General features: G+C 38.0%; 19 protein-coding genes. 12 read left to right on the top strand and 7 right to left on the bottom strand.

Annotated features, from left to right (window positions below; translation table 11 throughout):
• Positions 1–17 precede the first annotated feature (17 nt).
• From phrB to H4J38_RS09375, 6 genes are all read left to right on the top strand, one after another.
• Positions 18–1,421, top strand: a complete 1,404-nt coding sequence (gene phrB, locus H4J38_RS09400; protein WP_182131545.1) for a deoxyribodipyrimidine photo-lyase — start codon at positions 18–20, stop codon at positions 1,419–1,421.
• 91 nt (positions 1,422–1,512) lie between these two features.
• Positions 1,513–1,992, top strand: coding sequence for a nuclear transport factor 2 family protein (locus H4J38_RS09395; protein WP_182131544.1), 480 nt, complete (start codon positions 1,513–1,515; stop codon positions 1,990–1,992).
• On the top strand, positions 1,989–2,759 hold the full coding sequence (locus H4J38_RS09390; protein WP_182131543.1) for an SDR family NAD(P)-dependent oxidoreductase: 771 nt from the start codon (positions 1,989–1,991) through the stop codon (positions 2,757–2,759). Before H4J38_RS09395 ends, H4J38_RS09390 begins: the two co-directional genes overlap by 4 nt.
• Positions 2,756–4,039 carry an NAD(P)/FAD-dependent oxidoreductase gene (locus H4J38_RS09385; protein ID WP_182131542.1) on the top strand — a complete coding sequence of 428 codons (1,284 nt, stop codon included), beginning with the start codon at positions 2,756–2,758 and terminating at the stop codon, positions 4,037–4,039. Before H4J38_RS09390 ends, H4J38_RS09385 begins: the two co-directional genes overlap by 4 nt.
• Positions 4,032–4,850: a DUF1365 domain-containing protein gene (locus tag H4J38_RS09380; protein WP_182131541.1), complete on the top strand. Its 819-nt coding sequence runs from the start codon at positions 4,032–4,034 to the stop codon at positions 4,848–4,850. The genes H4J38_RS09385 and H4J38_RS09380 overlap by 8 nt, the downstream gene beginning before the upstream one ends.
• A 43-nt stretch (positions 4,851–4,893) precedes the next feature.
• Positions 4,894–6,120 (top strand): cyclopropane-fatty-acyl-phospholipid synthase family protein, encoded by a 1,227-nt coding sequence (locus H4J38_RS09375; protein ID WP_310733461.1) that lies wholly within the window; start codon positions 4,894–4,896, stop codon positions 6,118–6,120.
• A 104-nt stretch (positions 6,121–6,224) separates the two neighbouring features.
• On the opposite strand, the gene H4J38_RS09370 is transcribed toward H4J38_RS09375, so the two are convergent.
• The 6 genes from H4J38_RS09370 to H4J38_RS09345 all read right to left on the bottom strand — a co-directional run bounded on the left by H4J38_RS09370 (position 6,225) and on the right by H4J38_RS09345 (position 13,280).
• A complete protein-coding gene (locus H4J38_RS09370; protein WP_182131540.1) occupies positions 6,225–8,357 on the bottom strand; it encodes a bifunctional diguanylate cyclase/phosphodiesterase in 2,133 nt (710 codons plus the stop codon).
• Between the two features lie 3 nt (positions 8,358–8,360).
• Positions 8,361–8,855, bottom strand: coding sequence for a Rab family GTPase (locus tag H4J38_RS09365; RefSeq protein WP_182131539.1), 495 nt, complete (start codon positions 8,853–8,855; stop codon positions 8,361–8,363).
• A 125-nt stretch (positions 8,856–8,980) separates the two neighbouring features.
• Positions 8,981–10,738, bottom strand: a complete 1,758-nt coding sequence (locus H4J38_RS09360) for an OmpA family protein (protein WP_182131538.1) — start codon at positions 10,736–10,738, stop codon at positions 8,981–8,983.
• Positions 10,738–11,274, bottom strand: coding sequence for a hypothetical protein (locus tag H4J38_RS09355; RefSeq protein ID WP_182131537.1), 537 nt, complete (start codon positions 11,272–11,274; stop codon positions 10,738–10,740). The genes H4J38_RS09360 and H4J38_RS09355 overlap by 1 nt, the downstream gene beginning before the upstream one ends.
• A gap of 487 nt (positions 11,275–11,761) precedes the next feature.
• Entirely contained in the window at positions 11,762–12,727 is a 966-nt protein-coding gene (locus tag H4J38_RS09350) for an NAD(P)-dependent oxidoreductase (protein ID WP_182131536.1), read from the bottom strand.
• Between the two features lie 70 nt (positions 12,728–12,797).
• Positions 12,798–13,280: a putative 4-hydroxy-4-methyl-2-oxoglutarate aldolase gene (locus H4J38_RS09345; protein ID WP_182131535.1), complete on the bottom strand. Its 483-nt coding sequence runs from the start codon at positions 13,278–13,280 to the stop codon at positions 12,798–12,800.
• A 186-nt stretch (positions 13,281–13,466) separates the two neighbouring features.
• Here H4J38_RS09345 and prmA point away from each other — a divergent pair, with 186 nt between their 5' ends.
• The 6 genes from prmA to purD all read left to right on the top strand — a co-directional run bounded on the left by prmA (position 13,467) and on the right by purD (position 20,035).
• Positions 13,467–14,348, top strand: coding sequence for a 50S ribosomal protein L11 methyltransferase (prmA, locus tag H4J38_RS09340; protein ID WP_182131534.1), 882 nt, complete (start codon positions 13,467–13,469; stop codon positions 14,346–14,348).
• A 197-nt stretch (positions 14,349–14,545) separates the two neighbouring features.
• Positions 14,546–15,523, top strand: a complete 978-nt coding sequence (dusB, locus tag H4J38_RS09335) for a tRNA dihydrouridine synthase DusB (RefSeq protein ID WP_182131533.1) — start codon at positions 14,546–14,548, stop codon at positions 15,521–15,523.
• A 5-nt stretch (positions 15,524–15,528) separates the two neighbouring features.
• Positions 15,529–15,816 carry a DNA-binding transcriptional regulator Fis gene (gene fis / locus H4J38_RS09330; protein ID WP_044832893.1) on the top strand — a complete coding sequence of 96 codons (288 nt, stop codon included), beginning with the start codon at positions 15,529–15,531 and terminating at the stop codon, positions 15,814–15,816.
• Between the two features lie 217 nt (positions 15,817–16,033).
• A complete protein-coding gene (purH, locus tag H4J38_RS09325) occupies positions 16,034–17,629 on the top strand; it encodes a bifunctional phosphoribosylaminoimidazolecarboxamide formyltransferase/IMP cyclohydrolase (protein WP_182131532.1) in 1,596 nt (531 codons plus the stop codon).
• Between the two features lie 227 nt (positions 17,630–17,856).
• The gene (locus H4J38_RS09320; protein ID WP_182131531.1) at positions 17,857–18,684 is read left to right on the top strand and encodes a class I SAM-dependent methyltransferase; all 828 of its coding nucleotides are present in this window, start codon (positions 17,857–17,859) and stop codon (positions 18,682–18,684) included.
• A 64-nt stretch (positions 18,685–18,748) separates the two neighbouring features.
• Complete coding sequence (purD, locus tag H4J38_RS09315; protein WP_182131530.1) at positions 18,749–20,035, top strand: phosphoribosylamine--glycine ligase; 1,287 nt, start codon at positions 18,749–18,751, stop codon at positions 20,033–20,035.
• A gap of 114 nt (positions 20,036–20,149) precedes the next feature.
• Here the strand turns inward: purD and H4J38_RS09310 are convergent, their stop codons facing one another.
• A complete protein-coding gene (locus tag H4J38_RS09310; RefSeq protein ID WP_182131529.1) occupies positions 20,150–20,893 on the bottom strand; it encodes a hypothetical protein in 744 nt (247 codons plus the stop codon).
• Positions 20,894–21,379 lie beyond the last annotated feature (486 nt).

Raw genomic sequence — 21,379 nt, 5'->3', positions numbered from 1 at the left:
CATTTAATTATTAAGGAATGTCCTTGTTACTTTGGTTCCGCAACGATATTAGAATTCATGATAATCCAGCATTAGATTATTTTCTACAGAAAAATAAAGGCTTAGAAACGGCTAAGGCGATTTTTTTTGTCAGTGAAAAACAATGGCTAGCCCATGACTGGTCTGCAATCAAAATTGATTTTATCAAGCGCCATGTCAACGCCCTTACTGAGCAACTGTTGTCGCTAAATATTAACTTGGAAGTGGTTCATTGTGACGATTTTTCAGCGCAAATTTCATTTTTAAAACAATATTGCCGACAGCATAATGTTAGTGAGGTGGTGGCTAATCAAGAATTAGAATTTAATGAAAAACAACGGGATAAGTCTTGTCTTGAACAAGGTGTTCCATTGCGTATGTTTGAAAGTGATGTCATTGTCGAAAAAGGTAAAGTGTTAAACAAAACTGGCGAGATGTACAAGGTATTTACCCCTTATAAACGGGCTTGGTTAACGTATGTAAAGCAACACGGTTTTGCTTACCTTGGTAAACCTAGTGCTAGGGTTTCAACAGAAAAAAATGATGAAGCCAAGCTAACATTTAAGCCGCCATTAAATTGTTCAGGTGTATCCGACGCATGGCCTTTAGCTGAAAAAGTTGAACAACAAGTTATTCCTGATTTCTACGAATATAAAGTGGCAAGTTATGGCAAAAAACGTGATTTTCCCGCGATTAAAGCCACGTCTGGTTTATCACCCTATTTAGCGATAGGCGCTATTAGCCCTAGATACTTACTTTTGTTATTTATCCAGCGTTTTCCTGATATTTTAGTCGCCTCAGACAGTGAGGAATTTACCTGGTTAAATGAACTGATTTGGCGAGAATTCTACCGTAATTTAATTTTTCATCGACAAAACTTATCTAAACATCAATGTTTTAACCCTAAATATTACGGTGTTGTTTGGCCTAATAATAATGAGCTGTTTACCCAGTGGTGTCAGGGTAAAACTGGTTATCCGCTGGTAGATGCTGCGATGAGACAACTTAATCAAACAGGGTGGATGCATAATCGACTGCGTATGGTGGTAGCGAGTTTCTTAACAAAGCATTTACTGATTGATTGGCGCTGGGGAGAAAAATACTTTATGCAGCAGCTTATTGATGGCGATCTCGCTGCTAATAACGGTGGCTGGCAATGGGCAGCAAGTACCGGTTGTGATGCTCAGCCTTACTTTCGTGTCTTTAACCCGATCAGACAAAGCGAAAGATTTGATCCAAAAGGCGAGTTTATACGTAAATTTATACCAGAGCTGGCGCAGTTACCTGATAAAGAAATTCACTTTCCTCATCAATATATTGCTAAAGAAAAATTATCACTTTATTGGCCGGCAATAGTCGAACACAAGCAAGCTAGATTAGCGGCTCTTGAGTTTTATAGGTAGCTATTTTATGACTTGAGTTTACCTGTTAAAGATTGCTGTATTTTGCAGCTTTAAATCGAACGGGTATACATATCAAATTTTAAGAGTATTTATGTTAAATCAAAATGTTACACAAGTGGATGAGCTGAAATCCCAACCCCGAGATGCACTGTGGTTAGTTAAATTCATTGATACTTACCAGAAGCTATCAACGGATAATTTACAGTTGTTAGCTGACGTTTATCATCAAGATATAATATTTATTGACCCAATGCATCAGCTTGCCGGTTTTGAACAACTAAAGAATTACTTTAATAAGCTTTACCAAAAACTTAGTTATTGTGAATTCAAAATTGAGCAGGTAATAGCTCAAGATTCAGAGGCCGCTATATATTGGCAAATGAGCTTTCAACATCCACGCTTAAATTCAGGTGAAATCGTGACTGTGCAAGGTAGTTCTCATCTTAAAGGCGATGGTGATAAAGTTATTTACCATCGTGATTACCTAGACTTAGGGGCTATGCTTTATGAGCAACTTCCTTTTTTTGGACGTGTTATTCGCTGGCTTAAAAATAGGGCGGTTACAGAATGAATAAGCAGCCTACTATTCTCATCACAGGTGCTACTTCTGGTATAGGTGAGTCTTTACTACATCGATATATATCCAAAGGCTATCAGGTTATTGCTTGTGGTCGTAATGAGGAAAAGCTAAAACAATTAGCACATGATAATGCCCATGTTATCCCGCTTGCTTTTGATGTCACTGATACCGAACAAATATGCAAAGCCGCCAATAAAATAAACGAAATAGAGCACATTGATATTTTAATGCTTAATGCTGGCGATTGTCGTTATATCGACAATGCTAAAGCATTTGATGGTGCGCTGTTTGCCAGCGTTATTGCTACAAATTTACAATCTCTGGGTCACATACTTGAATACTTTTTGCCAAAAGTTATTACCGGTGGGCAAATAGTATTTGTTAGCTCAAGTGCCACTATACTGCCTTTTCCGCGGGCAGAAGCGTATGGTGCCTCTAAAGCTGGGATAGATTATCTGGCTAATAGTTTACGTTTGGATTTAAAAGCAGAGAACATAGCCGTTACCTTAGTACATCCAGGGTTTATTAAAACGCCATTAACTGACAAAAATGATTTTCCTATGCCGTTCTTACTCAGCAGCGAACAAGCAGCCAGTCGTATTTACCAAGGTGTAAGTGAGCGTAAATCATATCTGCATTTCCCTAAAAGATTAACTTGGATAATGAGGTTTATCTCACTGCTGCCCAATTTTATTTGGCAAAGCATTGCTTTAAAAAATGAATCAAATGACAAAAATGTAAGGAATGATAAAAAATGAAGCGAATCGCCATTATAGGTGCAGGTGTATCAGGTTTAACCGCCGCTTATTTATTATCGAAAAAGCATCAAGTCAGTGTTTTTGAAAAGTCAGCCCATATTGGCGGACATACGGCGACGGTTGATGTTGAGTTATCGGGGCAGCACTATGTCCTTGATACCGGCTTTATTGTTTTTAATAATAAAACCTATCCAAATTATTTAGCCTTACTGGACGAAATTGGCGTTGGTAAGCAAGAAACACAAATGAGCTTTTCAGTACACAATTCAGATACCGGATTGGAATACAATGGCCATAATCTCGATACTTTATTCGCTCAACGCCGCAATATATTTAACCCCAAATTTTGGTGGTTGGTAAAAGAAATTTTAAGATTTAACAAGCTTTGCAAGCAAAGTTATCATGCGAGAAACTATGACGATAGCTTAACTTTAGGTCAGTTTTTGCAAGAGAATAATTTTGGATACTACTTTGCTGAGCATTATATATTACCGATGGGGGCGGCTATTTGGTCTAGTTCCTTGGTGCAAATGCAAGAGTTTCAATTTCATTTTTTTGTTAAATTTTTTCATAATCACGGCTTGTTGAATATCGCTGATCGTCCACAATGGTATGTTGTGCCAAATGGCTCAAGAAGTTATTTAGCCCCGCTGTGTAAGTCATTTGCTGATAATATTTATCTTAATGCTGATATAACCCAAGTTACTCGTGAAAATAATGAGGTGCAATTGCATTTTGCCACGGGTGAAGTTCAAAGCTTTGATGAAGTAGTTTTAGCGTGTCATTCAGATCAAGCTTTGGCACTACTTGGTGACGCTAGCCAGCAAGAGCAAGAAATACTGGGCGCAATACCTTACAGCGAGAATTCGGTTGTTTTGCATACCGATATTAATTTATTACCGAAAAGAGAAAAAGCATGGGCGAGTTGGAATTACCAATTGAGTTCAAACAGAACCAAGCCTGCCAGTGTTACTTACAATATGAATATTTTGCAAGGACTGAGTTCACAGCATGTGTTCTGCGTGACCTTGAATCAGCGTGAAGCTATTGACCCAAGCAAAATTCTACGTGAATTTACTTATCATCACCCGGTATTTTCAACTGATGCTATCAATGCTCAGCACCAACGCTTAACCATATGTGGTCAGAAAAAAACCCATTTTGCTGGCGCATATTGGTATAGCGGTTTTCATGAAGACGGTGTTAGAAGTGCCGTAGACGTTGCAAAACGCTTTGATTGTTATTTGCAAAAAACTGAATTGAAACTTAAAAATGGTTGAGCCTTCACTACATAGCCGTATTTATCGTGGTCAAATAAGACATAGACGATTTACGCCTAAATCGCACAGCTTTAGTTATCAATTATATATGCTGGCGCTAGATGTTGATGAAATGCACGCTAAGCAAAGCCCGCGTGGGATTTTTGGCTTTTCTTGGTTCAACTTGTTGAGGTTTAACGAAAAGGATTACCTTAAAGGTGAACCTGAATGCCTTAAGCAACGTATAAAGAATAAAGTAGCAATGTTATCGGGTTTTGAAGACATAAGCCGCATTACCATGTTAGTTCAGGTTAGGTGTTTGGGGTTTTACTTTAGTCCGGCAAATTTTTATTTTTGTTATGACGCCACTGAAACTTGTACGCAAGTATTGGTGGAGGTTAGTAATACGCCATGGAATGAACGGCATTATTACTTAGTACCATTAGGTAACAGTGACCATAATAACCAAGATTCACCGTCGCATATTACTGATAAAAACTTTCATGTATCACCTTTTATGGATTTGAACATGTGCTATAAATGGCTTATTAAACCGCCAACGATGACTAGTTCAAAATTATTAGTACATATAGAAAACCATCTAAAGGGTACTAACGATGATGATAGTAAAATAAAACCTGATGAAAAAATATTTGATGTAACAATGAATTTAATTAAAGCGCCGTTTACCAAAACGTCGTTATGGCAACTCTGGATAAATATACCGGTGATGACATTAAAAATAGTGTTGGGCATATATTGGCAAGCCATGAAGCTGTTCTTGAAACGTATACCATTTATTGGTTACCAAAAAAGTAAGCCAAGAACATAAGCTAAAAAGGTAAACCAACAAAACCTAAAACAGGAGTTTAGTGGTGGAACAAGTGTCAGGATTAAAAATCAAAAAACAAGCAAATTGGCTAGACAAACGTTGTCGTAGTTTAGTCTTCTCAGTTTTTGCAAAAATTAACTATGGTCAAATTGAATTAGTTGATCATACTCAGCGTTTTCTTTTTCCGGAGTTTGTTGAAAATAACTCTTTAATGGGTCGTATAAATATACATGACAGTAGTGTTTATCGTGATTTTGTAAAAGGCGGTTCTATTGGAGTTGCAGAAGCTTATATTGCTGGAAAGTGGAGTAGCCCAAATTTAACCACAGTCATTCGCATATTTGCTCGCGCTCAGCAGGAAATTGATAGTATTGAAAAGCAGAAACCTTGGTTAACAAAGCTTAAATATGCTTTGCTTCATCGCGGTAACCGTAATAGCCAGGCAGGATCAAAAAAGAATATTCTTGCACATTATGACTTAGGTAATGAACTTTACAGTCGTTTTCTTGATCCTGAAATGATGTACTCGTCGGCTATATATCCTAACGAAGAAGCGAGCCTAGAGCAGGCGCAAGTTCACAAAATGTTGACTATTTGCCAACGTTTAGAGTTAACCGCAGATGACCACTTATTAGAAATTGGCACAGGTTGGGGCGGCTTAGCTATTTATGCAGCGCAACATTATGGTTGCAGGGTTACCACGACGACAATTTCTGATGCGCAGCATGCATATGCTAAAGATCGCATTGAGCAATTAGGGTTAACAGAAAAAATAACGCTGTTAAAACAAGATTACCGAGACTTAACTGGTGAATATGACAAATTAGTATCAATAGAAATGATAGAAGCTGTTGGTTTTGAATATTTGCCGAGCTTTTTTAAGCAGTGTAATGAAAGGTTAAAGCCTGGTGGTAAATTGTTAATACAGTCAATTACCATTGCGGATCAGCGTTTTGAACATTACAAACACAATGTTGATTTTATCCAACGTTATATCTTCCCTGGAGGCTTTTTACCTTCTGTTACTGTGCTGACAGGCCATTTGACTGAATATACTGATTTAGTTACTGAGTCGATTAGTGATATAGGCCTAGATTATGCCAAAACGCTAGCACATTGGCGTGAAGCCTTTTTAAAGTCTTGGCCAGAACTGAACCCACTTGGCTATGATGAAAAATTTAAGCGACTTTGGCTTTATTATTTAGCTTACTGTGAAGGCGCTTTTCTTGAGCGTTCAACCAGTACCGTGCATTTAGTTGCGAGAAAGTAGCGAATATCGCTGCAATGACACCGGTTTAATGGCCAGAAAAGTTTAAATACCTCGAACTTAGGTTAGCTCAACTGAGTTCGAGGTTTTTTTAAGTTTGCCTCTTATTACTTTTGTTCATGCAGTAATTTGATAAAATAATCTAATTTAATTGGTCGACTAAAAATGTAGCCTTGTACCGAATTACATGAATTATCAACCAGAAAACTTAATTGCTCTTTTGTTTCTACGCCTTCCGCGGTGACACATAAATTTAAGTTATGTGCCATGGAAATAACCGCACGTACTATCGCTTTATCGTTGTCATCAGCAACAATTTCTTTAATAAATGAACGGTCAATTTTCAAAAAGTCCAAAGGCAATTTTTTCAAATACGACAACGAGCTGTAACCGGTACCAAAATCATCAACTGAGACACTCATACCAATCGTTCTTACGTTGCTCAATAACTTCTCTGCGGCTGAATAATCATCAACTAAGACACCTTCGGTGACTTCTAGCTCTAATAAGCGGGGGTTAATTTTATTATCGTTAATGCAGGTACTTAAATAAGCAAATAAATTATTATCAGTGACTTGCGAAGGAGATAGGTTCATTGATATTTTAATATCAAATCCAAGATCGCAAATTTGTTTGGCCATTTGGCAAGTTCGGCTAATTACCCATTCGCCGATTGCGATGATCAAGCCACTCTTTTCTGCGATAGGAATAAAATCATCCGGATTAATTAAACCCTTCTCAGGGTGATTCCAACGGATCAGCGCTTCAGCTTTATTGATGCGATTAGTTTTTATATCGATAATCGGTTGTAAATATAATTCAAATTCATTGTTTTTGATTGCTTGCCTTAAATTTTGCTCCACTATAATTAAATGATGTGAGGCGTCTTTCATTGACTGCGAGTAAAATTGTACCGAATTTTTTCTATTCTTTTTACCGTTATAAGCGCTTAAGTCGACAAACTTCATTAACTCTTCAACACTTTGTCCATCATGAGGGTAATTGGCAGCGCCAATGCTGATGCTAATATTAAAGCTTTCTGACTTTTTAGTATGAAATGGCTTATTTATGCTGTCAATAATGCGCTGGATAGCAATTTTACAGGCCTTTTGGTTGTCAATATTATTAAGCATTATTGCAAACTCGTCACCACCGACTCGCGCGATAAAGTCTGAAGTTTTGACCACAGCACTGATGCGTTTACTCAGCTCTATTAGTAGCTTGTCGCCTTGGTCATGGCCATAAAATTCGTTGTGTCGTCTAAAGTCATTAATGTCTATATACAGTAAATAAAATGGCTGTTTTGCCGCAATATGTTTTTCTAACATTTGCAAAAAAGAAAAGCGATTAGGTAATTCAGTTAACATATCTTGCAGCGCAAGTTGCTCATTGCGCTGTATTAAGTGTTTAATTGTACTAATGTCGTTGGCGAATATTATCCAATTCTCAACTTCGTTGAGTTTATTTTTAACTGGATAAAAAGCAACTTTAAGCCATTTAAGTGTTGATGGTGGCGATATCCAGCATAGTTCACCATCCCAACTAGAGTTAGTCGATAAAATTCGCTCGTACTCAGGTAATTGGTTTTGCATTAATCTAAGAATGATATCTATGGGGCGAGACGGTTGACTGCTTATCAAAGTACCTTGATCGAAGAGTTTTATTGCGGCTGAATTTTCAATATTAGTGCTGAAGTCACTGCTCGCGATTAACACTGCAAACTCTGCATTTTCAATAACTTTAGTGAGTGTTGTTAAGATATTACTTTGCTCAGGAGGCTGTTTTAAAATAGACAGTAAACGGGTATGTAAATATTCATTTTTTAAAAAAAGACGATCGTATGATAATAAAACTTCACGAGCTAATTGTTTGGTTTTTTGCTGAAATTCAAAATCTTCACGTTGATTGGTGATAACCAGAAGATTATGCTGGTCTTGCTTGATGGCAATCGCTTCTAGATACAGCTCTTTATTAGTGTGAGTTGTTTCGGTCCATAAGCCTGAACGTAACTTACCATTTTCAGCTGCTTGCCATATTAATGTGGCGTCAAAAAGAAAGTCCTGCAAAAATGGAGTTTCTTCATTAATAGCAAATGCCTGTTGATTACCCGCGTTTGGGAATAAGTCAATCGCCCATTCGCCGTCACCTTCAACCCATTTCACTGTGCCTGTGTTAGTGTCGATAACTTCTAAAATAATTTGTTCTAATGCATTGATGACTTTATTCAGTAGCTGTGTCATCTTCTAACTCCTTAATAATAGCTTAGCCAGGGCTGAAAACATTTCTTCCACATTGGATCCTGTTTTAGCGCTGGTGGAAAACTGTAAATCAAACAGATTTTGGTAGGATTTATTTTCACTGTCATCCATATTCCAAGTGGCAGGTAAATCACTTTTATTTATAGCTAATATGGCGGGGCAGTCCGTTACTTGGCGAACAAGGGTGTGGATATCTAAACCTTCATGTAATGATGTTGCACGGGTTTGATCAACTACTATGATATAACCGGCCGCGCCACGTAAATATCTTTCTTGGAAAACGTTATAAGTATCATTACCTTCCATATCCCAGAGCATAAGCTGAATTTCTTCATTCTCTAAAAATATGGTTTTTTTGTCAATTTTCACACCAATGGTCGTAAGATACTTTTCACTAAAAATACCTTCTACAAATTGTTTGACTAAACTTGTTTTTCCTACACTGGACGCCCCTAGAAGGCAGATTTTTTTTTGAATCAAAGCGTCATCTCCATATTCGACATCTTATTGGTTTTGCTAAGCTTTAATACTTGCTAAATGAACAATTATTAAGTTCGCCTCAGTATAATTAAAATACTACGCTTATTTTCAGCGGAGTCACTCTATTATTCCTGATTTATATGTATCACGTTAAACATAACAGTTCTTGCCTTACTACTAATCGCGGTAATTTCTATTTGTCCTAGGCCTAAAACAAACATTTTATCTTTGTTTATGCCCTTTTGTTGTAACTCATAAGAGGCATTGTTGGCTCTTTTTAGGCTAATAATATTGTTGGTGGTTTTATTGCCGGTATTATCGCTGCTGCCCAATATTAACAAGCCATAATTGATGTTAAGTGCTTTTGCTACTGGCTCAAGTTGTTGTACATATTGATAAAGCTTTTGTAGTGACACATGCATTTCAGGGGTAATAGTTTCTACAGCAACGGGAAAATTTAGTTGAAGTGCGGCGATGCGGCCAATAAGGTCATCAAATATTTGTTGCTGGATTTGCTTACTTTGTAACGTAGGGAGAGAAGATGTGAGCTGCAATTGCTCGGAGGTTAAGTTTTTATCGCTTTTAAATCCAGCTATAGCTAATGTATTAAGTAGTTGTTCAGTTTTGGTGATGTCTAATGTGCCAGCAAGTACAAGTGTATTGTTTTGCCAAGTAAAGGTAATGTTTGGGTATGCTTTAATTATGCGTTGCGCTCGTTCGCGTAATATTGGCGGATCAAAAGAATAATAGTTCCGTTCAATAAGTTTGAATTGTGCCGCATTCATTTCATTATTATTCAGCCAGTCAGTAATATTTAACGCATCAGGGTCGCGTAAAATATCTAACGTTATATCATCAAGACTATGTATTTTAAGTTGTTTGATGATAACACCTGGCTGTGTGTCTAACTGCATTATTTTATTGTGAAGTTGCGAGCTTTTTACCCAGTTAAAGCTTTTGTAGCCGGCGAATAGTAATACTAAAAGTACGATTGCCCAAGCAAACCAAGGTGTTTTTTTCTTATCGTCTGTTGCTGTTTTTTGTTCTGTTAATAAGCAGTCACGCAGCAGATTGTCGGTATTGTCAAACTGTTGATTATCGCCGTTAAAGCTATTGAGTTCTTCAAGATACAAACTATGTATATTTTCAACCGTTAGCTGTAATTGGTCACTTATGCTTTGGGGTGGATTACCACTTACGGCTGCAACAACCAAGGCGCTTGGTCCAGGCTTTATCAGTAAATTAAAGTTTTCGGTACTAACTGATTGTAATTGTTCTTTTAGTCGTTCATCGTTAGTTAAAAATGAGTCACCAACAAAATCATTAATTGCCGTTAGCATTGCCGATACGATATCAGCATCACTTTTGTTTTCATTATCCAATGCAACGGTATTCAAAAGTAAGCCAGTCTCTCTATGAATCAGAAAAACATGCTCTACGCGATAAACAAAGGTTTGAGATGCTGCATACTGTGCGTAACTAACGCCGCCTTGCCGAGCTTTAAGGCGCCATTTTAGTCCTTTTATTGTTAGGCTGTTTTCCAATAGCTGATTAGTTTTTTCCATAAAGTCACTGAGAAAAGCCGCCACTGACTTTCTTACTAAACTACCGACAATGGGGTATAAAGAAATAACCATTTGTTCACTATTGTGGGTAACAGATAGTTGAACAGAATCCTCAACAAATGGTTGCAGTACTTTATCAACAGAATGGTCTTTTTTTTGTCTATCGTGCAATGCCTCAGTAATGACTTCAGCCACGATTTTACGAGCATCTTTTTTTATACTTTCTGTTATTCTACTGTTGTCTTTTCCAAGCAGAAGAGTGCGAACTTTCTCTAGTTGTTGCGCTGATTCAGCTTCTTTTTCTGCATCGGTTGGCATTATAATTCGTCATCTTCTAAATTAGTCGCCATGGTTGCTAGTAATTTAGCCAGTGTTTTTCTATCGGTTTTCGACGAACTAAGCTCTTTTGAAACACTTTCAAGATGGGTTTTTAATTGTTCAAGCTGTTCATTAAAATTATGAGATAGCGTCTGACTGCCAATATCAAGTGACTGTTCCATAGTTTTAAAGTCTTGCTGAGTAGCAGTGGCAAACATCTCATGCTCAGAGGCTAAATTAGCAAGATCTTTTTGAATAACTAATTCATTATCATCATGGGTTTTATCTAAATGCTGTATTTGTTGCTCTATATCAGAAAATCGTTGGGTGATATTTTCCTGCATTTTATCTAGGCGATGGGTGAAGCTAATGCTTTGTGTATTTAACGCGTGTTCCAAATCACTGCGCGTTAATGCAATTTGCTTTTTTAATTGTTGCTCGGCTACGCCAAATACAATTTGTCTAAGCTGGTCAAGCTCATTAACGGGCGCTTCATTTTGTTGTGGTTCTTTTTTTGCATTTTTATTGTTAGGCATCTACTACATTCCATTTTAATTAGACTTTAATTTTAAATTTAGTGTAACGCAAAATTTGAAAACTTCCTGTTTCTCACGGTTTTAGTTATTGAAAGCAAGCTCTTATCAACATTATTACACTTGTTAATGTTTGTCTATAACCCGAATGTAAAGATCCGTAAAGTGATGAACTTAGCTTATTAAGATCGACTCTATAGTGCCATTAGAGTAATAAATTTTAATATGGAGTCACTTATGGAAGATAGTACCGTGGTCAGTACGACAAAGCCGATAAGCAATCAAGCGTATGCGGTTGCTATAATTCTATTGTTAACCGCGATTGCATTAGTCGCATAAATGCAATCTAAAATCCCTCTATAGCTATATGTATTGGCAAGTGGGCGTGATTAATTTTTGCGATAGTATTGATTTTTTAACGGGGATAATCTCAAATTCGGACATAACATAAAAGTGACTTGGCATATATAAAGTCTGCTTTATGGGTTTATTAACTGCCGCTATAAATATGTTTTTTATAAATTGGACTTTGCGCTAGGGTTTTATTTTCGGGCAACTCGACTGAACCATTCAGTAAGTAGATAACTTTTTCACCTTGTTCTGCTAAATCTAATGCATGTTGCACATTAATTAAAACACTTGAGGCTATATCTTGCGGGAATTTACTGGCATCTCGTCTAATGTATTCAATCAGATCGGTATTGACTTCTTGGTCATAAAAAACCGCATCGGCAAACTGCATTTCTCGATGGGCATTCAGTGTTAAGTGGTCGGGATTACCGTTACCTGTATGTATAAAAACAATTTCACCATCAGGCAGCGGTGTTTGTGTTTTTAAACTGGCAATTAAATGTTGTTCAGCCAAGGTTGTTCTGCCCGCTAAAATAGCTTGCCCAATACTGCCACGTAATGTGCGTTCCCAAAAAGTTCGACGCTCACGCATACTTTTTACCCGCGCTTTAACATGATCTCTAAATTTAAAAGAAAAGTCAGCTAATTTTCCATAGCCATTAGGTAATGTTTTTTCGATTTGCTCGCGTAACATACGTAGCAAAATAGGCGCGCTACCAGAACTCGACATAGCAATTATTATAGGACTTCGATCAATTATTGCTGGCGTTATATAGGTGCATAGTTCCGGTTGGTCGACCACATTAGTCAGTAGCTTTAACTGCTTGCTTTCCGCTGCTACTGCGCTATTAACTTCAATACTGTCTGTTGCCGCAATAACTATATTACTATTGCTAAGGTGGCCAGGTTGATAATTATGTTTGAGCCATTTTAATTGATGTAAATTTACTAAACGCTCAACGCTGCTATTAAGCGTTTCAGACATAATGGAAATGTGAGTTGTTGATTTTAACAACAACTCTATTTTACGGGCCGCTACTTCGCCGCCACCTATAATCATCGCGTTAATATGTTTGGCGTCTAGATATATAGGAAAATACTTCATGGTTATTACACTCTGACGTTTAGCTTTATTTATAATCTTAGTGACACTGGTTGCACTAAGGTTATGCTTATTAAAAGGATAATAGTGCTTTACTGATCGCTAAACCATTACTATCGCCATAAATATACTGACCTGGATTAAAGGTTAGGTCGGCAAAATTAATAACTTGGTTAACTTCACCTTTGCCTAACTTTTCGGTTTTTATTGGGCAGCAACCCAATGCTTTTACTGCTATGGGTAAAGTAGCAATGGTGCCAGCATCACGAATACAGCCATTAATCACAATGGCTTGCCAGCCATTTTTTACGGCTAGCTCGGCTAACATGTCACCGAGTAAGGCGTTAGTCATACTTGCTTTACCATCAACTACCATAACTTTATTGGTACCATCAGTAGCAACAAGTTCTTTAACTTTGGAATTATCGTTATAACAGCTGACGGTAACAATTTCGCCATAAAATATAATGTTACCACCGTAATCTTTAAATATAGGGGCAGCTAAAGAAAGCTTATCAGCATGGTCGTCGAATAAATCGGGGAGAAGATCTAGCATTTTAATCCTTACAATGTGAATAATTAAAGCATGCAACGGTGTTGAAATAGGTGGTGATAACATTGCTTGTCATGTTTATTAAGACATTAAGTTTATCGCAATTATTAGATTAGTATATGGCTAAAGTGGCTGTTTTGTCGCGGTAGAGAATGATAAACTAGCAAAAAAATTTTAATGAGAAGAAACATGCCCTGGATCCAGCTTAGATTAAGTGCTGATGAAGAGACTGCTGAAAAATATAGCGATTGGTTGAGTGCTTGTGGCGCACAAGCCGTTACTTTCATCGATGCTAAAGATACCCCTATATATGAGCCGCTTCCTGGTGATGAAGTCATTTATTGGAATAATACCGTGGTAATGGGCTTATACGATGCCAGTCATGATATGGATAAAGTGCTGAATTATTTAAAAAGTATTCATCCAGATAAAAACAAAATGGCTTACAAGCTTGAACAACTTGAAGATAAAGACTGGGAACGAGAATGGATGGACAATTTCCATCCGATGAAATTTGGTCAACGTTTATGGATTTGTCCAAGCTGGCTAGATGTTCCTGACCCTACTGCTGTGAATGTTATGCTTGACCCTGGTTTAGCGTTTGGTACAGGCACACACCCAACTACGGCTTTGTGCCTAACTTGGCTCGACGGTTTAGACTTAGTCGGTAAAACTGTGGTCGATTTTGGTTGCGGCTCAGGTATTTTGTCATTAGCTGCGCTTAAATTAGGTGCAAAAAAAGTGATTGGTATCGATATTGATCCGCAAGCGTTGCAAGCGAGTTTAGAAAACGCTAAACGCAATCAATGTGAAGACCGTTTAGAATTATTCTTACCTAAAGATCAACCAAAATGTAAAGCTGATGTGGTAGTGGCAAATATTTTAGCTGGACCATTACGTGAACTTGCTCCGGTGATTATTGAATATGTTTCTAGTCATGGTGTGCTTGCACTATCGGGTGTTTTAGAAGAGCAAGCCGAGCAATTACAAACTATATATGGTGAGTTTTGTCAGATGGACCCAGTTACTGTGCAAGACGAATGGGTGCGTTTATCTGGTGTTCGTTATTAGTTGCTAATAAATGTCTTAAAAAGTGAGCAGCTTTTGGTATCAATTTGTACAAAAACTGCTCGCATCAACACTTTAGAAAATGTCAATATAAAAAACGTGAAAAAAAGCGCTTTTTGTTCAATTTATATCCTTTTCAATCCTAAAAAAAACGCGTAAACTTAGCGCCCTTTTGACTAGTAGCTCAAAAAAACAACAGCGTGAAGATAGGTCCATACACTTTAGCAAGCAATACTATGCTTGCACCCATGGCGGGAATTACCGATCAACCATTCAGACAATTATGTTGTCAGATGGGGGCAGGGCTAGCGGTATCTGAAATGATGTCATCTAATCCAAAAGTGTGGAATACCGGTAAATCTCAGCGCCGTATGTTGCATAGTAAAGAAGCAGGTATACGTTCCGTGCAAATTGCCGGTTCAGATCCTGAAGAATTAGCTTTTGCTGCTAAGGTCAATGCTGATAATGGCGCTCAAATTATTGATATCAATATGGGCTGCCCAGCAAAAAAGGTAAATAAAAAATTAGCAGGTTCAGCGTTACTGAAAGAACCCGCATTAGTCGAGCAAATTGTTAAAGCTGTGGTTAATGCGGTAGATATTCCCGTAACGTTGAAAATTCGAACTGGCTGGTGTGAAAACACTCGCAACGGTATTGAAATAGCCAATATTGCCGAATATAACGGAATACAATCACTTGCTGTACATGGCCGTACTCGTAATGACTTTTATAAAGGCAATGCGGAATACGAAACCATTAAAGCAATAAAGCAAGCGGTGAATATTCCTGTTGTTGCTAATGGCGATATTACTTGTGCGGAAAAAGCGGAACAAGTGCTGAATTACACTGGGGCTGATGCAATTATGATTGGTCGTGGTGCCCAAGGGAGACCTTGGATTTTTCGAGAAATTAATCATTTTTTGAAAACGGGTAGGCATTTGTCTGCTCCTTCAACGGAAGAAGTACGTTCAATTTTAATTGGACATGTAATGGAATTACACAAATTTTACGGTGAATTTATGGGTGTACGTTTTGCCCGTAAACATGTTTCTTGGTACATGCAAACGCATGAACAAGGAAAATCGTTTCGTTCTATTTTTAATGCACTCGAGTCAGTTACTGAACAACTTGACGCATTAACTATGTATTTTGATAATTTAACTTTAGAAAGAGTCTGAACTTTATGTTTGAACAAAATATTTCCTCTCCATTTATTACCGGTGATCTACAAACTCAGACAAAGGCCTCGCCTTTACGCACACAAGCAAAAGTAGCTATTAAAAACTACTTGTCTCAGTTAAACGGTAATGACGTTGATGATATGTACGACCTTGTACTTTCAGAGATTGAAGCGCCAATGCTAGAAGAAGTCATGCAATATACGCGTGGAAATCAAACCCGCGCCGCTAACTTATTAGGCATCAACCGCGGTACTTTACGTAAGAAGTTAAAAAAATACGGCATGAACTAAGAAGTACGACAGGTTAGCCTGTCAATTAAAAGCACCCTCGGGTGCTTTTTTGTTTTTAGAGATGTAAAAGTTATCCAGTTAGTCAACTTTTACTCCGTAAAAGTAAATATGCATAATAATGATAATGGACGTGATGTAGAGTACTGCTCAACCCGACGGACATGTGTCATAGACCAGACAACCATTTTATTTTAATTTATAGGTAATTAGAAAAACCATGGATACACCACGCCCAATCAAACGTGCACTATTAAGTGTTTCAGACAAAACCGGTATTGTTGAATTTGCTCGCTCGTTATCAGAAAAAGGTGTCGACCTTTTATCAACAGGTGGTACCGCGAAATTATTGGCTGAAAACGGCATTAAAGTGACAGAAGTATCTGATTACACAGGTCACCCAGAAATTATGGATGGTCGAGTTAAAACCTTACACCCGAAAGTTCATGGTGGTATTTTAGCGCGTCGTGGTATTGACGAAACAGTGATGACTGAAAATGATATCAGCGCTATTGATCTCGTTGTGGTTAACCTTTACCCATTCGCTAATGCCGTTGCTGATGAAAATTGTTCATTAGAAAATGCCATTGAAAACATCGATATTGGCGGGCCAACGATGGTGCGCGCTGCAGCTAAAAATCATAAAGATGTGACCATTGTTGTCAATGCTCATGATTATGATCGTGTTTTAGCTGAAATGGCGGTGAACAATGGCTCTTTGGTTTATCAAACTCGTTTTGACTTAGCTATTGCTGCCTATGAACATACGGCTGCTTACGACGGTATGATTGCTAATTACTTTGGTAAAATGTTACCAGCATATAACAGTGATGAAGCTGTTAGCGTAGAAAAACAAAAGTTTCCACGTACTTTTAATAGCCAGTTTATTAAAAAGCAAGATTTACGTTACGGTGAAAACTCGCATCAAGACGCAGCATTCTATGTTGAAGCAAGTCCTGAAGAAGCTTCAGTTTCTACTTCGATTCAATTACAAGGCAAAGCCTTATCGTATAACAACATTGCTGATACGGATGCCGCTTTAGAGTGTGTTAAAGAATTTGATGAGCCAGCATGCGTTATCGTAAAACATGCAAATCCATGTGGCGTTGCTATTGGTGATGATATCTTAGCGGCTTATGAAGGCGCTTATAAAACAGATCCAACGTCTGCTTTTGGTGGCATTATCGCGTTTAACCGTGAATTAGATGCAGATACGGCACAAGCTATTGTTTCTCGTCAATTTGTTGAAGTTATAATTGCCCCAAGCATTTCTGATGCTGCAGCAAAAATTGTTGCCACTAAACCTAATCTGCGTTTATTAGAGTGTGGTCAATGGGATACTAAAACAACAGGCTTTGACTTTAAACGCGTTAACGGCGGTTTATTAGTACAAGATACTGACCAAGGTAACGTAAAGAGTGATGACTTAACGGTAGTGACTAAACGTCAACCTACAGATAAAGAAATGCGCGATTTACAATTTTGTTGGAAAGTAGCGAAATATGTTAAATCGAACGCCATTGTTTACGTTAAAAATAGCTCAACTATCGGTGTTGGCGCTGGTCAAATGAGCCGAGTATATTCTGCGAAAGTAGCTGGTATTAAAGCAGCGGATGAAAATTTAGAAGTGGCTGGTTCAGTAATGGCCTCTGATGCATTCTTTCCATTTCGCGATGGTTTAGATGCAGCGGCTGAAGCAGGCATAACTGCAGTAATTCAGCCTGGTGGTTCTATGCGTGACAATGAAGTTATTGCCGCAGCAGATGAACATAATATCGCTATGGTATTCACTGGTATGCGTCACTTCCGCCATTAATTGATACTGATGATGAAAATGCTCAGATAGAGTCGTTATCTTGAGCATTTTTGTTGTGTAAATCATAGTTGGTAGGTAAATGTGTAATAAAATTAATATTTAGATACACGCAATTAAGTTTAAATGTCGTTTTTTATCGATAAGATAAGACTAACGGCACTGAACATCTTAACGAAATCTGCTATAACTATCCTCTATAAAAATTTACTAGTTAATGGAAGATAACAATGCATACAACAACTCAAACGATTAAAAAAGTTTTTACCGCGTCAATCGTGTCTGCAACTTTATTATGTTCTGGTTTAGTTAACGCTCATCAAGATGCTCATCAGCAAAGTCAACTTGAACAAGCTATCGCTGGAAATCACCGTTCAGCAATAAACAAAGCGCGTGATGTATATCGTCATCCGAAAGAAACCTTAGAATTTTTTGGCTTTAATCCGTCAATGACAGTGGTTGAAATTACACCTGGCGGTGGTTGGTATACCGAAATTTTAGCACCCGCAGTAAAAGGTAAAGGTAAACTGTATGGAGCTCAATATCCTGATACTGGCGAAGATAACTATTACAGCAATTCACGTAAACAGTTAGTTAAAAAATTAGCCAGTGATGCTGTTTTTAGTGAAGTAGAGTTAACTAACTTTGTACCACGTCAAGCAAGTGAACTTGCCCCTGCAGGCACGGCCGATATGGTACTGACTTTTCGTAATTTACATAACTGGCGTGATGAAGGGGTAGAACAAGCCTTTAAAGACGCATACAAAGCATTGAAAAAAGGTGGCGTGTTAGGTGTAGTTGAGCATCGCTTGCCTGAAGGTGTAGACCCTAAAAATGCAGTTGGCTATGTATCGCAAAGCAAAACTATTGAACAAGCAAAAGCGGCTGGTTTTACATTCGCAGCAAGCAGTGAAGTAAATGCAAACGCAAAAGATATGGCTGTTTATCCAAAAGGTGTTTGGACTTTACCACCAGTTTTACGCTTAGGCGATGAAGATAAAGCTAAATATATGGCGATTGGCGAAAGTGATCGCATGACATTAAAATTTGTAAAATAATATTGAGCCGCTATAACCTGACTTCTACAGTTATAGCGATTTAACAAACTAGGAATTAAAGTTAATGAATGTTTTGGTAATTGGTAGTGGCGGTCGTGAGCATGCTTTAGCATGGAAAGCTGCACAATCATCTTCAGTAACAAAAGTTTTTGTTGCACCAGGTAATGCAGGTACAGCTACAGAAGCTAAACTGGAAAATATCGCGATGTCTGCTGGCGATATTCCAGCCTTAGTCGACTTTGCTAAACGCAATGACGTTGCTTTAACTATCGTCGGACCTGAACAACCGCTTGTCGATGGTGTTGTTGATGCTTTTCAAGCTGAAGGTTTAATGATTTTCGGGCCAAGTGCAAAAGCTGCACAGCTTGAAGGCTCAAAATCATTTACTAAAGACTTCTTAGCAAGAAATAATATTCCAACTGGTAGTTATCAAAATTTTACCGAAATTGAACCGGCACTTGCTTATGTTCGAGCGCAAGGCGCCCCTATTGTTGTTAAGGCCGATGGTCTTGCAGCAGGCAAAGGCGTTATTGTTGCTATGACACTTAAAGAAGCAGAAGACGCGATTCAGGATATGCTTGCTGGTAATGCTTTTGGTGATGCTGGGCATCGCGTGGTGATTGAAGAATTTTTAGAAGGTGAAGAAGCCAGCTTTATTGTCATGGTTGACGGAAAAAATGTTTTAGCATTTGCCACTAGCCAAGACCATAAGCGTGCTTACAATGGTGATAAAGGACCAAACACTGGTGGCATGGGTGCATATTCTCCCGCGCCGGTTGTTACACCTGAAATTCATCAACGCGCTATGAATGAAGTTATTATGCCTACCGTTGAAGGTATGGCGAGAGAAGGCGCACCTTATACTGGCTTTTTATACGCAGGTTTGATGATTGATACTGATGGCACGCCGAAAGTTATAGAATATAATTGTCGCTTTGGTGACCCTGAAACTCAGCCAATTATGATGCGATTAAAATCTGATCTTGTTGAGTTGTGTATGATGGCTTGTCGTGGCGAATTAGACAAAGCAACGATTGATTTTGATCCACGCCCAGCGGTAGGCGTTGTAATGGCGGCAGCTAAATACCCGGCGAGTTATCCCAAAGGCGATGTTATTTCTGGTCTAGATATAAATAAAGCATCTGATCGAAAAATATTCCATGCTGGTACAGCTGAAAAAAATGGTGCCATAGTTACCGCAGGTGGTCGTGTTTTATGTGCAACAGCACTAGGTAATAATGTTACTCAAGCGCAACAAGCAGCCTATGAGTTATTGCAGCAAATTTCGTGGCAAGGTGTTGAATATCGTACTGATATTGCTTATCGAGCTATTGAGCGAGAACAAAGCTAACATTAATTGATAAAAATTTGACAATAAAAAGCCCAGTAATTACTGGGCTTTTTTGTAGAACGTGTCCCGTCCCATAATTTTTTATAGCAATTGAATTAATAAAGTGACCAATTACTAATTATTCAATGTAACCAAAGTTTCTTTTTTGGCACCACCGGCTACAGCGGCTGCAATTGCAGAATCCCTATCAAATCCTGAATCAATGGCAGCGTTTACAATACCATTATTGTGACTATCACTACTCTGTTGAACTGCGGCTTCAACTACAGTGTCTGCTTCATTAGGAAATAAAGCTAAAATATCTTTGACAATATTAGTTGCCTGCTCAGGAAGTGCTGTAATAGCGGCTGTCAGAATATTTAACATTTTGCTTGGGTAACTAGATACAGTGTTGTTTACTATATTACTGCTATCGTATGGTTCAGTTCGTATAGCAACTCGAACAATATTTTCAATTTCAGTTGGATTGAATTGAACTGCAGTGTTAACTATTTCTTGAGCATAAGCAGGCTCTGCTGTTATGGCTATTTCAACAAGTTCACTGCTAGGAGCGACTTTAGCTTTTATGGCGTTTTCTATGACATCGCATGCTAGTACCGGTTGTGCTGATAAAGCGCCTAACATAATTTGGCGATACTCTTCCGGATAGCGTTTTAAGGCAACCGCCATAACTACATCAACTTTTTCAGGATAGCGTGAAAGTATTGCATGGACACTGCTTTGAATTGTTCTATGTTTTTTTACTTGTTGGTTTAATATCTTAGCTATTAAACGTTCCTGTTTATATTCGGCAACATCCTTCGCCACAACCGTACTACTAATGCCAGCAAGCATTAACAAGATGAGTATTTTTTTCATTTGTTATGCTCTCTGTACAAATATCGTCGAAAGATCCACTATATTTGAAGGTTATTATTCTTATGAGTAAATCAATATAGAGTATAAGTTACTTTATATCTCCTGTTTATTTGTACATATGAACAAATAAACAAGAAAACAAGAAAACGACTCACCAAAATTGGCTTACTTCATAGGGTTAGTCTGTAAATTAGCCGATTAGTTCAATTAAAAAGCAAACAAACACATATTCGCAATTAAATGCATTTTAGGTGTTGACGTGAAGCCAAAAATCTCTAAAATGCGCTCCAGTTCCAAGGGGTAACCCCAACGAGCTGTTTTAATAAGTTATCTACCGCGGTTTAGGCTGAATTAGTTAACGTAACGTTTTAAACTGGTTGGTTTTGAAAGTTTCAAACTTTTAAAATAAATTTAAATAAAACGTTGACATTAAAACTCAGGTGCGTAGAATGCGCATCTCGCTTCAGGCAAGGCCTGCAGCAACGA

It is taken from the genome of Colwellia sp. BRX10-3, from assembly GCF_014077505.1.
Classification (GTDB): Bacteria; Pseudomonadota; Gammaproteobacteria; order Enterobacterales; family Alteromonadaceae; genus Cognaticolwellia.
The sequence above is the reverse complement of the archived record's forward strand: the minus strand, read 5'-3'. Positions and strand labels throughout refer to the sequence as shown.